At 45.5% G+C, this 15,151-nt stretch carries 16 protein-coding genes, 1 other RNA gene and 1 pseudogene; 7 read left to right on the top strand and 11 right to left on the bottom strand.

Translation table 11 applies throughout. From position 1 onward, the window contains the following. Nucleotides 1-78: 78 nt before the first annotated feature. The 9 genes and pseudogenes from I8U21_RS06105 to I8U21_RS06065 form a co-directional block, all read right to left on the bottom strand. Nucleotides 79-1,143 (bottom strand): M42 family metallopeptidase, encoded by a 1,065-nt coding sequence (locus I8U21_RS06105; RefSeq protein ID WP_181730917.1) that lies wholly within the window; start codon nucleotides 1,141-1,143, stop codon nucleotides 79-81. 203 nt (nucleotides 1,144-1,346) lie between these two features. Further along, nucleotides 1,347-1,628, bottom strand: coding sequence for a hypothetical protein (locus I8U21_RS06100; protein ID WP_181730918.1), 282 nt, complete (start codon nucleotides 1,626-1,628; stop codon nucleotides 1,347-1,349). A 123-nt stretch (nucleotides 1,629-1,751) separates the two neighbouring features. Beyond that, an RNA gene (gene rnpB / locus I8U21_RS06095) (RNase P RNA component class A) lies at nucleotides 1,752-2,172 on the bottom strand. Nucleotides 2,173-2,241: 69 nt separating this feature from the next. Continuing rightward, the gene (locus tag I8U21_RS06090) at nucleotides 2,242-3,351 is read right to left on the bottom strand and encodes a Nif3-like dinuclear metal center hexameric protein (protein WP_181730919.1); all 1,110 of its coding nucleotides are present in this window, start codon (nucleotides 3,349-3,351) and stop codon (nucleotides 2,242-2,244) included. Further along, nucleotides 3,327-4,070: a tRNA (adenine(22)-N(1))-methyltransferase gene (locus I8U21_RS06085; RefSeq protein WP_181730920.1), complete on the bottom strand. Its 744-nt coding sequence runs from the start codon at nucleotides 4,068-4,070 to the stop codon at nucleotides 3,327-3,329. The genes I8U21_RS06090 and I8U21_RS06085 overlap by 25 nt, the downstream gene beginning before the upstream one ends. Nucleotides 4,071-4,240: 170 nt before the next feature. Then, nucleotides 4,241-5,665, bottom strand: a complete 1,425-nt coding sequence (locus I8U21_RS06080) for a M1 family metallopeptidase (RefSeq protein WP_181730921.1) — start codon at nucleotides 5,663-5,665, stop codon at nucleotides 4,241-4,243. A gap of 114 nt (nucleotides 5,666-5,779) precedes the next feature. Continuing rightward, nucleotides 5,780-6,901 (bottom strand): 4-hydroxyphenylpyruvate dioxygenase, encoded by a 1,122-nt coding sequence (gene hppD, locus I8U21_RS06075; RefSeq protein WP_198053526.1) that lies wholly within the window; start codon nucleotides 6,899-6,901, stop codon nucleotides 5,780-5,782. A 37-nt stretch (nucleotides 6,902-6,938) separates the two neighbouring features. Beyond that, nucleotides 6,939-7,553 (bottom strand): GNAT family N-acetyltransferase, encoded by a 615-nt coding sequence (locus I8U21_RS06070; protein WP_232337540.1) that lies wholly within the window; start codon nucleotides 7,551-7,553, stop codon nucleotides 6,939-6,941. 86 nt (nucleotides 7,554-7,639) lie between these two features. Further along, nucleotides 7,640-8,371, bottom strand: a pseudogene (locus I8U21_RS06065) (AMP-binding protein); the annotation flags it as partial. A 64-nt stretch (nucleotides 8,372-8,435) separates the two neighbouring features. Here I8U21_RS06065 and I8U21_RS06060 point away from each other — a divergent pair. The 7 genes from I8U21_RS06060 to I8U21_RS06030 all read left to right on the top strand — a co-directional run bounded on the left by I8U21_RS06060 (nucleotide 8,436) and on the right by I8U21_RS06030 (nucleotide 14,268). Then, nucleotides 8,436-9,470 (top strand): hypothetical protein, encoded by a 1,035-nt coding sequence (locus I8U21_RS06060; RefSeq protein WP_198053524.1) that lies wholly within the window; start codon nucleotides 8,436-8,438, stop codon nucleotides 9,468-9,470. A gap of 84 nt (nucleotides 9,471-9,554) precedes the next feature. Continuing rightward, entirely contained in the window at nucleotides 9,555-9,944 is a 390-nt protein-coding gene (locus I8U21_RS06055; RefSeq protein WP_198053523.1) for a hypothetical protein, read from the top strand. 60 nt (nucleotides 9,945-10,004) lie between these two features. Continuing rightward, the gene (locus I8U21_RS06050; RefSeq protein ID WP_198053522.1) at nucleotides 10,005-10,772 is read left to right on the top strand and encodes a P-loop NTPase family protein; all 768 of its coding nucleotides are present in this window, start codon (nucleotides 10,005-10,007) and stop codon (nucleotides 10,770-10,772) included. A 16-nt stretch (nucleotides 10,773-10,788) separates the two neighbouring features. Continuing rightward, nucleotides 10,789-11,256 carry a hypothetical protein gene (locus I8U21_RS06045; protein WP_198053521.1) on the top strand — a complete coding sequence of 156 codons (468 nt, stop codon included), beginning with the start codon at nucleotides 10,789-10,791 and terminating at the stop codon, nucleotides 11,254-11,256. Nucleotides 11,257-11,268: 12 nt separating this feature from the next. Further along, nucleotides 11,269-12,648, top strand: a complete 1,380-nt coding sequence (locus I8U21_RS06040; protein WP_198053520.1) for an AAA family ATPase — start codon at nucleotides 11,269-11,271, stop codon at nucleotides 12,646-12,648. Between the two features lie 54 nt (nucleotides 12,649-12,702). Continuing rightward, nucleotides 12,703-13,662, top strand: a complete 960-nt coding sequence (locus I8U21_RS15280; RefSeq protein ID WP_198053519.1) for a toprim domain-containing protein — start codon at nucleotides 12,703-12,705, stop codon at nucleotides 13,660-13,662. 42 nt (nucleotides 13,663-13,704) lie between these two features. Further along, nucleotides 13,705-14,268, top strand: coding sequence for a hypothetical protein (locus tag I8U21_RS06030; protein ID WP_198053518.1), 564 nt, complete (start codon nucleotides 13,705-13,707; stop codon nucleotides 14,266-14,268). Nucleotides 14,269-14,306: 38 nt separating this feature from the next. Here I8U21_RS06030 and I8U21_RS06025 read toward each other — a convergent pair whose 3' ends face one another. Further along, on the bottom strand, nucleotides 14,307-14,483 hold the full coding sequence (locus I8U21_RS06025) for a hypothetical protein (RefSeq protein ID WP_198053517.1): 177 nt from the start codon (nucleotides 14,481-14,483) through the stop codon (nucleotides 14,307-14,309). A gap of 76 nt (nucleotides 14,484-14,559) precedes the next feature. Then, nucleotides 14,560-15,151: peptidoglycan-binding domain-containing protein (locus I8U21_RS06020; RefSeq protein ID WP_198053516.1), on the bottom strand; the 592-nt coding region annotated here is incomplete at its 5' end.

Below are 15,151 nucleotides of genomic sequence, written 5' to 3'. Positions count from 1 at the left end.
CCCCCATTCCTTTTGATCTTTCTCCATCATAGCATAAAAGGAGGACGGTATGGAGTCACCGTCCCAGGAGGGTACAAGTCAGACATATTGGATGAATTCATTGTATCGGTCATGATTCAAGCCTTTGACCACTTCCACCAGCAAACGGACGGCATGATCCAAGTCACTCTTGCTGATCATGGAAACATGGCTGTGGATGTATCGGGCAGCCACACCAATCACGATCGACGGAACGCCTTTGCCGTAGAGATGGAACTGTCCGGCATCGGTTCCACCCCCGGTCATCGTGTCGATTTGGAAAGGAATCCCGTGTTTTTCGGCCATGTTCACCACATAATTGCGCAAGGCCAGATTGGGAATCATCGTCGCATCCAAAAATGTGATCAACGGGCCTTTGCCCAGCTTGGCTTTGTTTTGTCCTTCATTGCCCGGGGAATCTTCCGCAACCCCCACATCAAGGGCAATCGCAACGTCCGGCTTCAGCAGGCGCGGGGCGGTGGTCGCTCCCCTGAGGCCCACTTCTTCCTGCACCGTGGCCCCGGCAATCACCGTATTGGGATGATCTGCCATGCTTAATTGTTTTAACACTTCCAAAGCCAGGTAACAACCAACACGGTTGTCCAACGCTTTGGCCAGAATGGTGTCGCGATCCGGCAAAATTTCAAACGGACACACCGGCACAACCGGATCCCCGACGCGGATCCCCCATTCTTTCACCTGCTCATCGCTGTGGGCACCGATATCAATAAACATTTCGCGAATCGGAATCAACTTTCCTTTTTCCTCGGGTGTCAGCACATGAGGCGGCCGGGAACCGATGACACCCGTAAAAGTTCTTTTTTCCGTAATGATCAAAACACGTTGTGCCAACAGAACCTGACTCCACCATCCTCCGAGTGGGGTGAAGCGCAAGTAACCGCTTTTGGTGATTTCATTCACCATAAAACCGACTTCGTCCAGGTGTCCGGCCAATAAAATGCGGGGCCCGTCACTGGTCCCTTTTTTAATCCCGAAAATGCCTCCGAGCCCGTCGGTTTGAATTTCCACGTTTTCTTTGCTGAGTTCCCGTTTCATGATTTCGCGCACTTCTTTTTCAAACCCGGAGACCCCGTTGGCCTCGGTAAGTTCCTTCAACAGTTGCATAGATATCCTCCTTCATGTTCATCTTTTGTTAAGTTTTGCAACGTTTTCCGATTTATACCCCGGTCCGGCCGGTTTCGCGGCAAAAATTCACATCACCGGCGCTTTGCTGCCAAAACCATTTTCTATATGTAATAATTTCCAGATAATTTATCACCAAAGAAAAAACAATGGCCCGAAACCAAGCCATCGTTTTTCCCGGACAGTTACATCGAATGAAGAAGTTGAATGCGGAAATTGTCAGAGGCATCACTGATGGCCAACTGATTTTCCAACCCGTTAATCACACTGCGGTAATACTGCCCCGCTTCCTCCTGTTTTCCCATACGCAGCATTTCTTCATAGGTTTGGTAACTTTCTCTCAACAACTGAAACAAGCGGGTGAATTGCTCACGATCCAACACGGGAGGGCGGTCATTCCATTCTTCATCATAAAATGTCTGATAACGCTCCAAATAAGCCTCGTATGATGTAAAGTCCCCGTTCATCTGAACCAACCTCATTTTGAAAGATTTTATGTTTATCATTGCCTTCCCGTTCATTCCTATTCAAAGTCCGCAAAAGTCCGTAAAAATAAAAAAAGACGCGTTCGCGTCTTTTCTCAAGCTATGTCGGAAAGCAAACAATAAGCCGGGTTCTGTTCTCCGGGTGGTCCAAGCAACGGCTTGAACGTCTCCCACCCATTGGAGTGGCAATCATCTATCTACATTGTGTATTGCTACACAACTTCAGCGACCTACCCGAGATCACTGCGGGCCACAGCTGCATCCAAAGATGCTGATCTCCTATCAGGTCTTGCTCCGGGTGGGGTTTACCTAGCCAGCATGTCTCCATGCTGCTGGTGCGCTCTTACCGCACCGTTGCACCCTTGCCTGTGAGACGAAATTCGTCCCCATCGGCGGTCTGCATTTCTGTGGCACTAGCCTTAGGGTCGCCCCCACCGGCCGTTAGCCGGCACCCTGCCCTGTGGAGCCCGGACTTTCCTCCCGTGGGACCTTGCGGTACACCACCGGCGATTGCCTTGTTTACTTTCCTTTGTGCAGTAAATTTAATTATAACAATCAAGCAGGTTCATATCAACAGGAACCTCTTTCCACTTGTTCAAACACAAAACCGAAAGGGATTGGTGTTCACTTTCGACGGTTCGACCGGAACCTGGCGGTTCAACCGTTTTTCCAGCTCCTTGCAAACATACGGAACCACCCAATGTTCCACATGGTGTCCCGGATCCACCAGTGAAATCCCCAAATCGATGACTTCTTGCGCCGTGTGGTAATCCACATCCCCCGTGATGTACACATCGGCCCCCTGCCGCTTGACATCGCGGAGGTAACGGCCACCGGAACCTCCCAAAATCGCCACTTTCCGAATTTCTTTATCCGGGTTGCCCACCACCCGGACCCCGTCGCATTCAAAAGCGTCTTTGACGAAACGGGCAAATTCATCCAATTTCATCGTTTCCGGCAAGGATCCGATTCGCCCGAACCCGAGCGGCTCGCCTTTCAAATCCAACGGATAGATGTCATAAGCCACTTCCTCATATGGATGGGCTTTGAACATGGCTTCAAGCACCCTTTTTTCGATCGATGCCGGCATGACGGTTTCCAAACGGATCTCTTTCACCTTTTCCAGCTCCCCCGTTTTACCGATAAACGGATTGGCTCCGTCGCGTGGCAAAAAGGTTCCGGTTCCTTCCACATTAAACGTGCAATGGCTGTAATTCCCGATCCATCCGGCCCCGGCTTCGCTGATGGCATTCAGCACCGCTTCGTGATGGTCCACCGGCACGGTGACAACCAGTTTTTTCAATGCATCCTGTTTATAGCCGATCAAAACCCTGGTGTCAGTGAGCCCGAGACGGTCGGCCAAGGCATCATTCACTCCGCCCACGGCCGCATCCAAATTGGTGTGTGCGATGTAAACATGGATTCCGTGCGCCAACAACTTGGCAAACATTCTGCCGGCCGGTTCATCGGTCCGGATTTCTTTCAACGGATGAAAAATCACCGCATGATGAGCCACAATCCAATTGGCCCCGATGCGAATCGCTTCATCCACCACTTCTTCATTCACATCCAGGGTGACCAGCACTTTCCGGACTTCCGCTTGCGGATCCCCCACCTGCAAACCAATCCGGTCTTTTTCGACAGCCAAAGCGGAAGGGGCATACGATTCCATCGCTTTGATCAGGTCGACTCCGCGAACAGACATGTTTTCACCTTCTCCCATTCTTTTAATTGTTCCGCCAGCTGTTCCCTTTTGGCGACAGCTGTCTCCGATTTCGCGTTTTTCAATGACCGAAACACCTTTTGTTTCGATTCCCATTCCTGCATTACTTTTCTTTTCAGGAGCGGATGCCTTTTCTTCAAAAGCAGCGGCCCCACTTCCATTAAGGTGGATTCCGAAAACTCCCGGCCCATCTCGTCATAAATCGTTTCCTCACCAGGTTCTGCCTCCAGCGCCTCATACAAGATGCCGGCATCTTCCACCAATGATTCATCCACCAGGCAAAATCCGTTTTCTTTCAACCATCTGCGGACATTGTGGCCGCCGATGTTGGGTTGCAAAATCAACCGTTTCACTCCGTGCAGCTTTTCTTTGCCCTCTTTTAAAATCTGAGTAATCAAAGCCCCGCCCATTCCGGCGATCACAATCACATCGACTTCACCCGGTTTTAACACCGACAATCCGTCTCCGAGGCGGGCTTCCACCATCTTTTCCACATTCGCCATCCGGATGGTCCGGCAGGCATTTTCAAACGGCCCCTTGTTTAACTCTCCCACAATTCCATGTGACAAACAACCGGCTTTGGCCTGATGAATCAGCAAATAGGCATGATCTCCGCCGATGTCTGCCACCCGCGCCCCGACCGGGATCCATTCCGTCAATTTCTGAAGGCGCGCCGACAGGACAATTGGATCATCCGACAACCTCTTCCCTCCCCTTGAAACTTAGACCTTTACGCCTCTTAGAATAATAGCACGAACCCTCCAAACAAAAAAGCAACCGGTTTGGTTCGGCCGTCTCCGGACAACAAAAAAGGAAGTGACGGGTCATCACTTCCTTCGCCTGGTTGTTTCCGGTTCCCTTCCTCCGGGATTTAAGCTTCCTTGAAGTACAACCATTTTTGAAAAAAAGGAGTCAAATCTTTGCCGGCCACTTCATTGGCGGTCCGGATAAAATCCCGGGTGGTGGCGACTTTGTATTGATACCGGTGATAATAGGTTCTTAAAATCTCCAGGACTTTCTCTTTTCCGATTTCGTCCATCAGTTCATACAGCATGGCTGCCGGACGAATGTACACCATCAGACCGTACACCGGTTCCGGATAATCATAAAGCGGTTGGGCCGAACTGATCCCCGCCGTTTGATGAATTTCATCGGCTTTTTTCGATGCTCTCTCCAACAGCTCCCGTTCATCTTCTTTCATCTTCTCTTCCATATACAAAAACTCGGAGAAGGTGGTCAACCCTTCATCCAGCCAAGGTTCTTTGGCCTGGTTGTTGCCGACCACCCCGTACCACCACTGGTGTGCCAACTCGTGCACAACCACATTGACTGCCGGTTGGATCCCTTTTTTGGTCCCGATCTTTGGAATGGAGGTCACCAGGCCCGGATATTCCATCCCGGCGATTCCTTCACCGGTTTCCCCCAGCACGACATCGACTTCGTCATAAGGATAGGGCCCGAATTTTTCACTGTAAAATTTCATTCCGGACACTGCTGCTTCCAGCAAGGGTTTGGCCACATCCTCCATCCCGTTCATATACCAAAGGTTGACTTGAATGTCTTTGTACTTTCCGCTTACTGACCGGTAATCTTTGGTTAAAACCGCTGCAAAATCGCGGACTTGATCCTGTTTGATGGTAATTTTGGAGCCGGCCGGTTGATTCTTGTTATTTCCCGTGGAAATCACCCGGTAACCTTCGGGGAGGCGGAAAGTGACTTCAAAATCAGACATCACCGAGTAAAACGGATCGCCGGTCGTGGTGTACGGTTCAGTATGCCATCCGTGTTGATCCCTGACGGCCAGCATCGGGTACCACTGAGCCAAAAAGGCCGTGTTTTTGAAAGTGTTCAGCCGCATCCCGCCACGGGGCAAATGCAATAAAAAATCCATCTCAATGCGGGCGGATTGTCCGTCTTGAAGGGGACGGGGCAACTGCACTTTCATCACCGTTTCCTTGATATCGGGCTCAACGCTTTTGCCATCCACTTTCACATGAAAAACGCGGATGTAACCCGGTTTTTCCGGCTTGGAGACTTTGTGCTTCCAATTTTGAAATGCATTGGGATAAAGCCGGAAATACACTTCATTTTGCGGTTCGGTTCGTTTCTCCGGCAAAGTGACCACCATATGTCCCGTCAACTCATCCTTTTCCGGATGAAACGTTGTATCCATCTGATAAAAAGGGCGGTCGGCGTAAGCGACCCCTTCCCTTGCATTGACTTGAGTTGCCATTCCGGCCAAAACCGAGGAGGCGAAAATCAAAGAGAGAACGAGCGAAAAAAAACGGCGTTTCATCTGTGTCACCTCAATTTGGTCAATTGGATTCTTCCATAGGATGACCTGAAGATTGAGGATTTATGACAGAGAAAAGCCGTCTTGTCAGCTCAAGATCTCATTATTTTCCGCTCTTTACAAGTTTCCGCGCCGGGCCTGCTCCCGCTCAATCGCCTCAAACAAAGCCTTAAAGTTTCCTTCACCGAATCCCCGGGCTCCTTTGCGCTGGATGATTTCAAAGAACAAGGTCGGACGGTCCACGATCGGCTTGGTGAAGATCTGCAACAGATATCCTTCATCATCCCGGTCCACCAAAATCCGGAGCCGTTTCAAATCATCCAGCTTTTCATCAATATCGCCGACGCGTTCAAACAAATCTTCATAATACGTATCCGGGGTGTCCAAAAACTCCACGCCGTTTTTCTGCAGCGTTTCCACGGTTTTCACAATGTCATCGGTAAGGAGCGCCACATGTTGAACGCCCGCACCATGGTAAAACTCCAAAAACTCCTGGATTTGCGATTTTTTCTTCCCTTCCGCCGGTTCGTTGATGGGGAACTTGATTCTTCCCGATCCATTTTGCATCACTTTGGACATCAACGCAGAATACTCCGTGCTGATATCCTCGTCATCAAAATGAATCAACTGCTTAAATCCCATGACTTTCTCATAATAAGCCACCCATGTCTCCATTTTTTCCACATTGCCCACCACATGGTCCACACCGGTGATGCCGGCATCCCGCACGGGAAGGTTCATTTCACACGGGACAAAGCCCGGCGCAAACAACCCTTTGTAATGTTTCCGCTCCACAAGCGTATGGACGGTGTCCCCATAGGTGCCGATGACGGCTTTTTTCAAAACTCCTTGTTCATCCCTCGATTCATACGGTTCTTTGATGGCAATGCCCCCGCGGGAAATCGCCTCTTTGAAAGCGTTTTCCACATCGTCCACCAAAAGGGCGATATCTTTGACTCCGTCACCGTGTTGCCTGACAAAGGAGGAAATCTCATGCTCCGGCGAATAAGCCCCGGTAATCAAAAAGCGCACATTCCCTTGTTCCACCAGATACGAAACGGTTTCGCGGTTTCCGGTTTCCAGTCCGCTGTAAGCAACCGGACGAAACCCGAATGTCTGGCAAAAATAAGATGCCGCCTGCCTCGCATTTCCTGTGTAATACTCTAAATAGTCTACATCATGGATTGGGAAGAAATCGCTCATGTAAGAATATTCCCCCTTTAAAAAATAATCTGTCATTTACAGATTAATATGTAAAAAAAAACAGCGCAAGCATCTACATTGATGCACCGCCGCTTTTCCGTAATGAAAGGCTGTAGAAGTCTTCCGCAATCATTGCATATACACACGTGTTTTCCAATTGGCGATCCGGGGATACTTGAAAATTGCGCAGGATCCCTTCCAACCGGTACCCCAAACGTTCCGCCACTTTCCGGCTGCGTACATTGCGTTGGTCACAGCGGATCTCCACCCGGTTGGCTTTTAAAATTTCGAAAGCAAATACGCTCAACCCCCGGACCGCTTCGGTGATGTACCCCTGTCTCATGTAAGACTTGCGGCACCAATAACCAATTTCAAATTTCGGGACGCTCCAATCGATCCGGTGCAGTCCGCTGCTCCCGACAAAATCCTTGGTCTCTTTGTGAAACAAATGGAAACGCAAGTCGGTTCGCTCCAAAAACTTGCTGTGCGCCTGCCTGACATTGATTTCGGCTTGTTCTTTGGAAGGGGGAGTTTGCGCCCATGGCATCCATTGGCGCAAAAGCTCCTCGGTTTCCATCATGGCTTCATACACTTTTTCCCCGTCTCCCGGCAAAGGCAAACGAATCCATAAACGCTCGGTTTCGAACGAATGCGGAAAATCCATCAAGATCGGAGGGATTCGCTCCATTTCTGACTCTCCATTTCTTGCTGTAATCCATACAGACCGGTGATATTCATTCTAAATGTACCGGGAAGCCGAAAAAAAGACAAGGGTCAAGCTAGGCCGCCCGCTTGTTGGTAGGCGGACAAGTCCTTCCGGATAAAGGCTTCCCGCAATTTGTACTTTTGGATTTTTCCGCTGGCAGTCATCGGATATTTGTCCACAAAAATGACTTGGGAAGGGATTTTGTACCGGGCAATGTTCCCTTTGCAAAACTCAATGATTTCCTCTTCCGTGCAATTAACCCCCTCTTTCTTCCGGATGAAAGCCACCGAAACCTCACCATACTTTTCATCCGGCACTCCCACAATTTGAACATCCAAAACTTTGGGATGCATATAGAGAAATTCCTCGATCTCCCGCGGATAAATATTTTCGCCCCCGCGAATGATCATATCTTTCAACCGTCCGGTAATCCGGTAGGTTCCGTCTTCGTTCTCCACTGCCAAATCACCGGTGTGAAGCCATCCTTCTTCATCAATCACTTCCCGGGTCGCTTCAGGCATTTTGTAATAGCCTTTCATCACATGGTAACCCCGGGTGCACAGCTCCCCTTGCTTTCCCGGCGGCAACGGCTTTTTGCTTTCAGGGTCAATGATTTTCACTTCCACATGCGGCAAGGGCCTTCCCACGGTGGCCACACGCACGTCCAAAGGATCATCCGTCCGGGTCTGGGTGATGACCGGCGAAGACTCCGTTTGGCCGTAAGCAATGGTGATTTCGCGGATCCCCATTTCTTCGGTCACTTTGCGCATCACTTCGATCGGGCAATTGGAGCCGACTAAGTGGTACTAACTGTCCATGAAAGGGGTACTCCTGAAAATCAAATTTTTCAGGAGGTTGTTCATTATGGACAAAAATATTTTCACAAATGACTTTGTTAACGGTGTTAACGACGATTTTTACAAAGGTGAGCCGAAGATTAATAAGCAGACTTTCAAAGAAAGAACTTATTATGTAAAACCCTCCCATAAAGAAATGAACCAATACGCACTCAAAGTAAAGGAAATGAAAGAAAAAGGCATGAACTACCATGATTCATACGAATATTACGAATTGTTGCGTCCTTTCTACGGCCCTTGCGGATTCCGTAACGGTGTTCCGGCTAAGAACTTTGTCCAAACTCACACCGAAAGAATTTGGCATATCTTCCGGGATGAAACAATTTTCTCTGACCAGCTTTGGAAAAACTTTGAATATACAATCGAAGCGTATGACCCGCACTACAACTTTGAGGAAAGTTTGCGGGAAAATGCCCGCAATCAGGAAGACAAAGATAGTGTGAAAAACTTCAATTCCCTTTGTGTCAAAACTGCTCATCGGCTGGCGGCAAAACAAAAGAATGATTTGCATAGGTATAAATCAAAATCAAAGAAATCTAACATCCCCAAAGAAGTAAAATACTCTTTGAATGAAGAGATTTACCACCCGTTATGTGAGGAAGACACCCTCGGAGATATTCTTGTGGAAGATTGGGCTGAGGAGTTGGCAACCAAAGGGAATTTCTATCATAAAGAAAAGGTTAAGTTCATTGTTAAGTTGTTACCAAAAGGGTATAGCCAATCTGATATTGCGTATCTCATGGAACGGGAGTTCGGCACAAGTTACAGAACAAATTTGAAGTTTTTGTCAAGAACCCTTGAAAAGTTGAGAGTCATAGTTGAACAAATTGAGGAGTACGAGGAGTTCAAATATCTTTCGGAAAACAAGAAAAAGCCGAAAACCAAGAAAAGGCAAAACTCAGAAAATTCATATTTCTATGACGTGAAGGCATTCAACCGGAATAAGGAACGCAAGGAAAAATACGAAGAATTCACACAGGGAACAGAAGTAAAAACATACAAGCTCAGCCCTGAGGAACTGGAAGCTTTGAGAAATAAATAAAAAATTTTTCAGGTGGATGTCTAATCGTGTATCTAACCCTCGCCTTAGGGTTGGGTGAAAAGGGTTAAAAAGGAGGAGTTTTGAATGGCAAGCAAAAAACTCCCGCCAGCTAAAAACTGGCGGGAACTTGATATCAATGATTGGAATGCAATCACCTTCTACGAGTATCTAAAGTACATGCACTTGAAAACTTACGGGACAAAGTACTCCGTTAAGAACATGGTAATGCACAATGGCTTGGTTAAAAGGGTTTACCAAAAACACGGAAAGCAAGCCACAAAGCGTTTCATTGAGCTTTGCTTCCACAGGTTTAAACCCCGAAATGGTCATAAGGGGGCTAATTTCATCTACTTTTATACGTACCTAAAGAAATACATGGAAGATGCAGAAAGAGAAATTGAAAGGAAAAACAGGATGGTTGAGAACGAAAATGTGACATATGAGCAAATTCAGAATGTGATTGATATGTTTTGATTCCCATTGACTTTGTTAGCTTCTTTGACTAATTCAACTTAAATTAAAGGAGTGGAAATCATGAGTTTTTCTAAAAACTGCATTTTGGCTCAGTATTGCGGAGACAAAGATACCAAAAAGTGCAATAAATTGTGCCCCTTTTATATTCATCTTCACGGTGCTTCAGGGAAAGGAGGAAAAATCTTTGAATCAAATATCCCCCTCGACTACTCCAGAATGACAGTTAAACAAAATCCTGTGCGACAAAGTCAGAGTACTGTTTACACACAGATAGATAACTACGTCAAAACTTTTCCCAGAATGTTCAATGGAGAAAGAATCCGTTCACTTTACCTATATTCCGAATCTCCGGGAACAGGAAAAACATCTACTGCTTGTGCAATCGCCAATGAATATTTATTAATTCATTGCATTGGAAGCTGGAAGCGAGGACAGCGCCCAAAAGACAGGGTTGTTTTCTTCTTGGATTTCAATGCTTGGCAAAACAAGTTTAACGAATTCAACAACCCACGCATTTCCCAAGAGACAGCAAAGAAAGCAGAAAAAGCGTTTTTCTACTATCGGGATGCCGCAAAAAATGCTGAATTGCTAATTGTTGATGACATTGGAATTAGAACCCCAACAGAGGCTTTTAGTTCTGTAGTTCACGATTTGATAAATTATCGTGTCGTTTGCCGAAAACCGACTATTTATACTTCAAATGTTCCACTTAAAGAGTTGATGGATAAATACGACGCTCGTTTATATGACAGACTCAGAGACCAGACAGTCGAGATAATCGGATTCAAAGAAAAAAGTTTTCGGGGTGTGCGTAAAGATTGGGATTGAAGTGTGAGGTGGTTATATGGAGTCAATGTTTGAGATTGGGGATTTAGTTAAAATCAAAGGATATTCAAGTGTGTTCAGAGTTGTTGGATACTTTGAAGACGGAGAAGAAGAATGTTACCGCGTTAGACAATATCTTTTAGAAGATTATGTAAATGAATTGGTAGCGTATCCGGAAGACATGCGTATTGCCACTGACGCAGAAATAGATGAGTATGAATATAATCCGCTTTTTTATATGCGAGAGTTTAACCCACCTAATGTTTCCCTAAAACCTCCAAAACTACGCATCAGAGAAGAAGAAAAGAAAGTCTTGGAGGAACTCGCTGAAAACAGGGGGAAAATCGAAAAGCTCAAGCATTGGCAGGATTGGTATTTAGATATGTATAGATTTACATCCAATAAAAAATACCTTCGGCGGGTTGAAAAGATTTCCAAAATCATCAATACAATTCCCACCCGTGCATTCCAAATCAAAAATGGTTAAGGAGGCATTCTGATGTCTGCAGGTTTTAAATTCATCTCCAAAATGTTGGATAGCAAAAATGTTGATGCGTTTAGTAAATATGGGATTGATGCTGAAAAATTCCCGACTCCTGAAGAACGGGAAGTATTTAGATATCTTGAATACTACATCAGGGAAAATCGCACACTCCCCTCACCGGAAGAATTATCAGCCAAGTTTGAGGACTTTGTTTACATCCCGAATGTCGCATGTTCATTTGACACTCTTGCGAAAGAATTAAACGGCAAGTTCATCCAGATGAGTCTTGCACGTCTTGTGCAGGGCAATGTTGGGGCTGATGACGAATTTGCAAAACGTGACAACCTCTCCAGCCTCATCAACGAAAAGGATGGATATGCACTTATCGAATGGTTAGCCGATGAGGTAGACAAAATCAAGCAGAAAGCAAATACGGTTCAAAAAATTGGGCATGACATTAAGGCTGATTATGATTGGTTCTTGGATGAATATGAACGGAGAAGACAAGGAAAAACCTTTAAAGTATTCCCTTCTCGCTTCCCTTCGCTCAGCAAGATTTTAGGAGGCGGGTTCTCAACTGGGAACATGTATACGTGGTTCGGTCGCTCCGGAAGGGGAAAGTCAATAATAGTACTTGAAGAGGCAATCACCGCGGCAATTAACGGAGCAACCGTGCTTTACTGGGGTCTAGAAATGCCAAAGTATGAGTTATATGCACGTGCTTATTCCTCCCTATCTGCACGAAGAGGGATTTTCACAGCACAGATTGACGGGGTTGACTATGAAGCAGGTTTCCCCCAAAGAGATATACTAATGGCTAAGATGTCGCCTACCTTTTACAACGGATTCAAGAACTTTGTAAAAACCATCGACCAGCAAATGAAAGGAACAATTATTTTCCGGTGCATTGACGATGAAGATTTCATGCGACGGGATTTAAGAGAATTGGAATTTGAGATTAGACAAACAAATGCTGATGTGGTAGTAATTGACCCTGCGTATTACATGGATATGGAATACAATAGCTCCAGAACAGCCGGAGGAGATATGGCGGCAACAAGTCAAAGGCTTCGTATCATGGCTGGTAATCTGGGTGTTGTTTTACATGTCATCACCCAAGCGGAAGAAACCAAAGACCAATATGCAGAGGATGGAGAACGTATTTTGACACCACCAAAACGGAACGAAGTAAAGAAAAGTAAACAACTTATGGAAGATGCTTCGCTTACAATTGGTATTGACACTAAAGACGGTCAAGGAGTTATTGTGCCCGCCAAGGGAAGAAGCGGCGGAGAAGACCAAAAAGTTGATATTGTCTTCCTCCCTAATTACGGGCTTGTGCAGGAAATGCCTTCCGCTGAAGAAGCAGAAGAAAAGTTTACCGTTAATTTTTGATGTTATTAGTGAAGATGTTGGGGTTACTAACTATTATCACTGGAGTGGTGAAGCGTGAAATTAAAAGGATTGGACGTTCCTGTTGATGTGGAAGCTGAGTTAAGGGGATTTGATTGGGAACAAGCCAAGTGGACGGGTGAAAAATTAATTGCCTGCTCTCCCTTTAGAGACGAAAGTCGACCATCATTTTACGTATGGCTGGTGGATACAGCCCAAGCTCGGGCTGGTTCGTGGGGAGATAGTGGAGGTTCCGGTGAGTTTGAAAAAGGAGGGTTTATTTCCCTCCTCTCTTTTTTACGGAATGAATCGCCTGAAGAAACTGTGGATTACTTGGTGACTAAGTATGGAACATACATTGACGGTCATATTGTCTTGAATAGGTTAAATGTGAACTTAGAAGAGAATGCACGGAAGTCCCTTCCTTTAAGCTTGATTGAAGGACTTCAAGAACACCCCTATCTAACCAAACGGGGAATATCAAAAGGTGTACAACGGGCATTAAAAACTGGATATGACGCAGAGAAAAAAGCCATTGCTTTCCCGTGGTTTTTACCTAACGGTAAGCTAGCGGCTGTTAAGTATCGGAGAACATCTAGTAAAAGGTTTTTCTATGCAAAAGGAGGATATCCTATCCGGAATCTTTTGTATGGAGTGCACATCCTTCACCAAAAAGACTATCTAGATACAGTTGTTGTTACAGAAGCTGAAATTGATGCGATGACCGCAATGACTGCTGGCTTCCCTGCGGTTGCGGTTGGAGGTTCACAATTTAACCCTAAGCATACATCCGCTTTGATGCAGACAAAAGTCAAAAATGTCATCATTGCTTCCGACAATGACGAGGCTGGGGCTAAATTAGCAAAACAGATTGAGGATGCATTGAGCTTTCAATTCAATCTGTATAAAGTCGAGTTTCCCGATGGTGCTAAAGACTTGAATGAGTTAGGCATTGAGAAATGTAATAAGGCTTTAAATGGTGCTAAAAAACTGAATAAGATGTTTTTTGTGACATAAATTTGAACAGCAACACGAAATATGTATTTTGGGGGTGATTATATGCAAGCAATATTTGTGCTAAGTTTCATAGGAATATTTTTAAGCCTTGTCGGATTAATCTTCAAGAAGACAAGAAAACACGCTTGGAAAGTTTTGATTGTGTGCGTTGTTTTGTTTGGTATTAGCGGATTCTTCGTACCTGCAGAGGAAGAACCCGTACAGGCAGTGAACAAGCAGGAGACTCAGGAAGTTAAGAAAGAAGAGTCCCAATCCCCTTCTCAAGAGGAAGAGTATATTAAGTATGCTAATCATTTGGTTAATCGGGTGGGATTCGCCATTGACCTGATTAATCAGGGTTATGACCAGTGGAACTCAAAATATGCCTCAGGTCAAGTAAACCAAGGCATAAAAGAGTTGGAAAACGAAGTTAAGGAACTGGATAATCTGAACCCTGCCAACTCACAGGCACAACTCCATGAGGAATTTAAGAAGGAAATAATAAACATCAGAGACACAGCAAAAGACTCTTTAGATTTAGCTAATCAAGATAAATTAGATGAGGCAAAAGATAAAATGAGTTCAATTGACCTTGACGCTATTCGGAACAAGTTAAATCAATCATAAAGAAAAAACCCGAGGATTATTCCTCGGGTTTTATTTTTTTAGGCGAAAAACCCCATGGTTACCAGCAAGTTAATTATTTGCTTTATGCCATTTATGATTTCTTCGCTTATGCTAAAGCCAAGGGTTTCTAAAATGACAATAACTAGCGCAACTGCCGCTAACCATACGTCTTTGTTTCTTAATACATTTAGGATTTTGCCCCATCTCTTTTTCAACGGGTGTCACCTTCCTTTTGAAGTTATTTAACTGAGGTTAACTGATTAGCTAACCTCAGCACATCTATTAAAAGCATCATTTATAGTCAATCCTTTGGATTTCGATTTTCTCTGCTTTATTGTCTTTGATGGCGTTTTGGACAGCCTCAAGGACGTATTTGTCATACGCAGAAGTAACCACAGGCTCCCCATCAACTACCACTTCATAAGCTGGTTCTTTCGGCTTCTCCTCCGGAAACAAAGCGTACCAAGTTGTGAAATCAACAATCCCTGTTGCAGGAAGCCCCTTACCAACAGGAACAGCATTACCGTCTGCATCGTGTCTTTCTTGCCATGTGCGAACGGCTCGGGCTGTGGCAACACCATAGTAGCCGTCAGCATTTATTTTCAATCTATTCTGAATCTTTTTCACGGCATCGCCTTTAGAACCAATTTCAAAAGGAGCGTGATAATCTTCTACATATTCAATCTTCGGAAGCTCGCCAAAAAGTGCTTTCCAAGTCTTTTCACCCACAATTCCATCTGCTGTTAATCCTTTTCCAATCGATACGGCATTACCATTTTCATCGTGTCGTTCTTGCCACATTTTCACACTTTCTTCCGTTGTGGCTCCAAAATACCCGTCAACCTTAACTTTAAGTCTTTCTTGAAGCTTGGACACAAGTTTA

Origin of the sequence: Thermoactinomyces sp. CICC 23799 (genome assembly GCF_016055145.1) — a bacterium.
Classification (GTDB): Bacteria; Bacillota; Bacilli; order Thermoactinomycetales; family Thermoactinomycetaceae; genus Thermoactinomyces; species Thermoactinomyces intermedius.
Note: the sequence above shows the minus strand (reverse complement) of the source record. Positions and strands in the feature narration are given on the sequence as shown.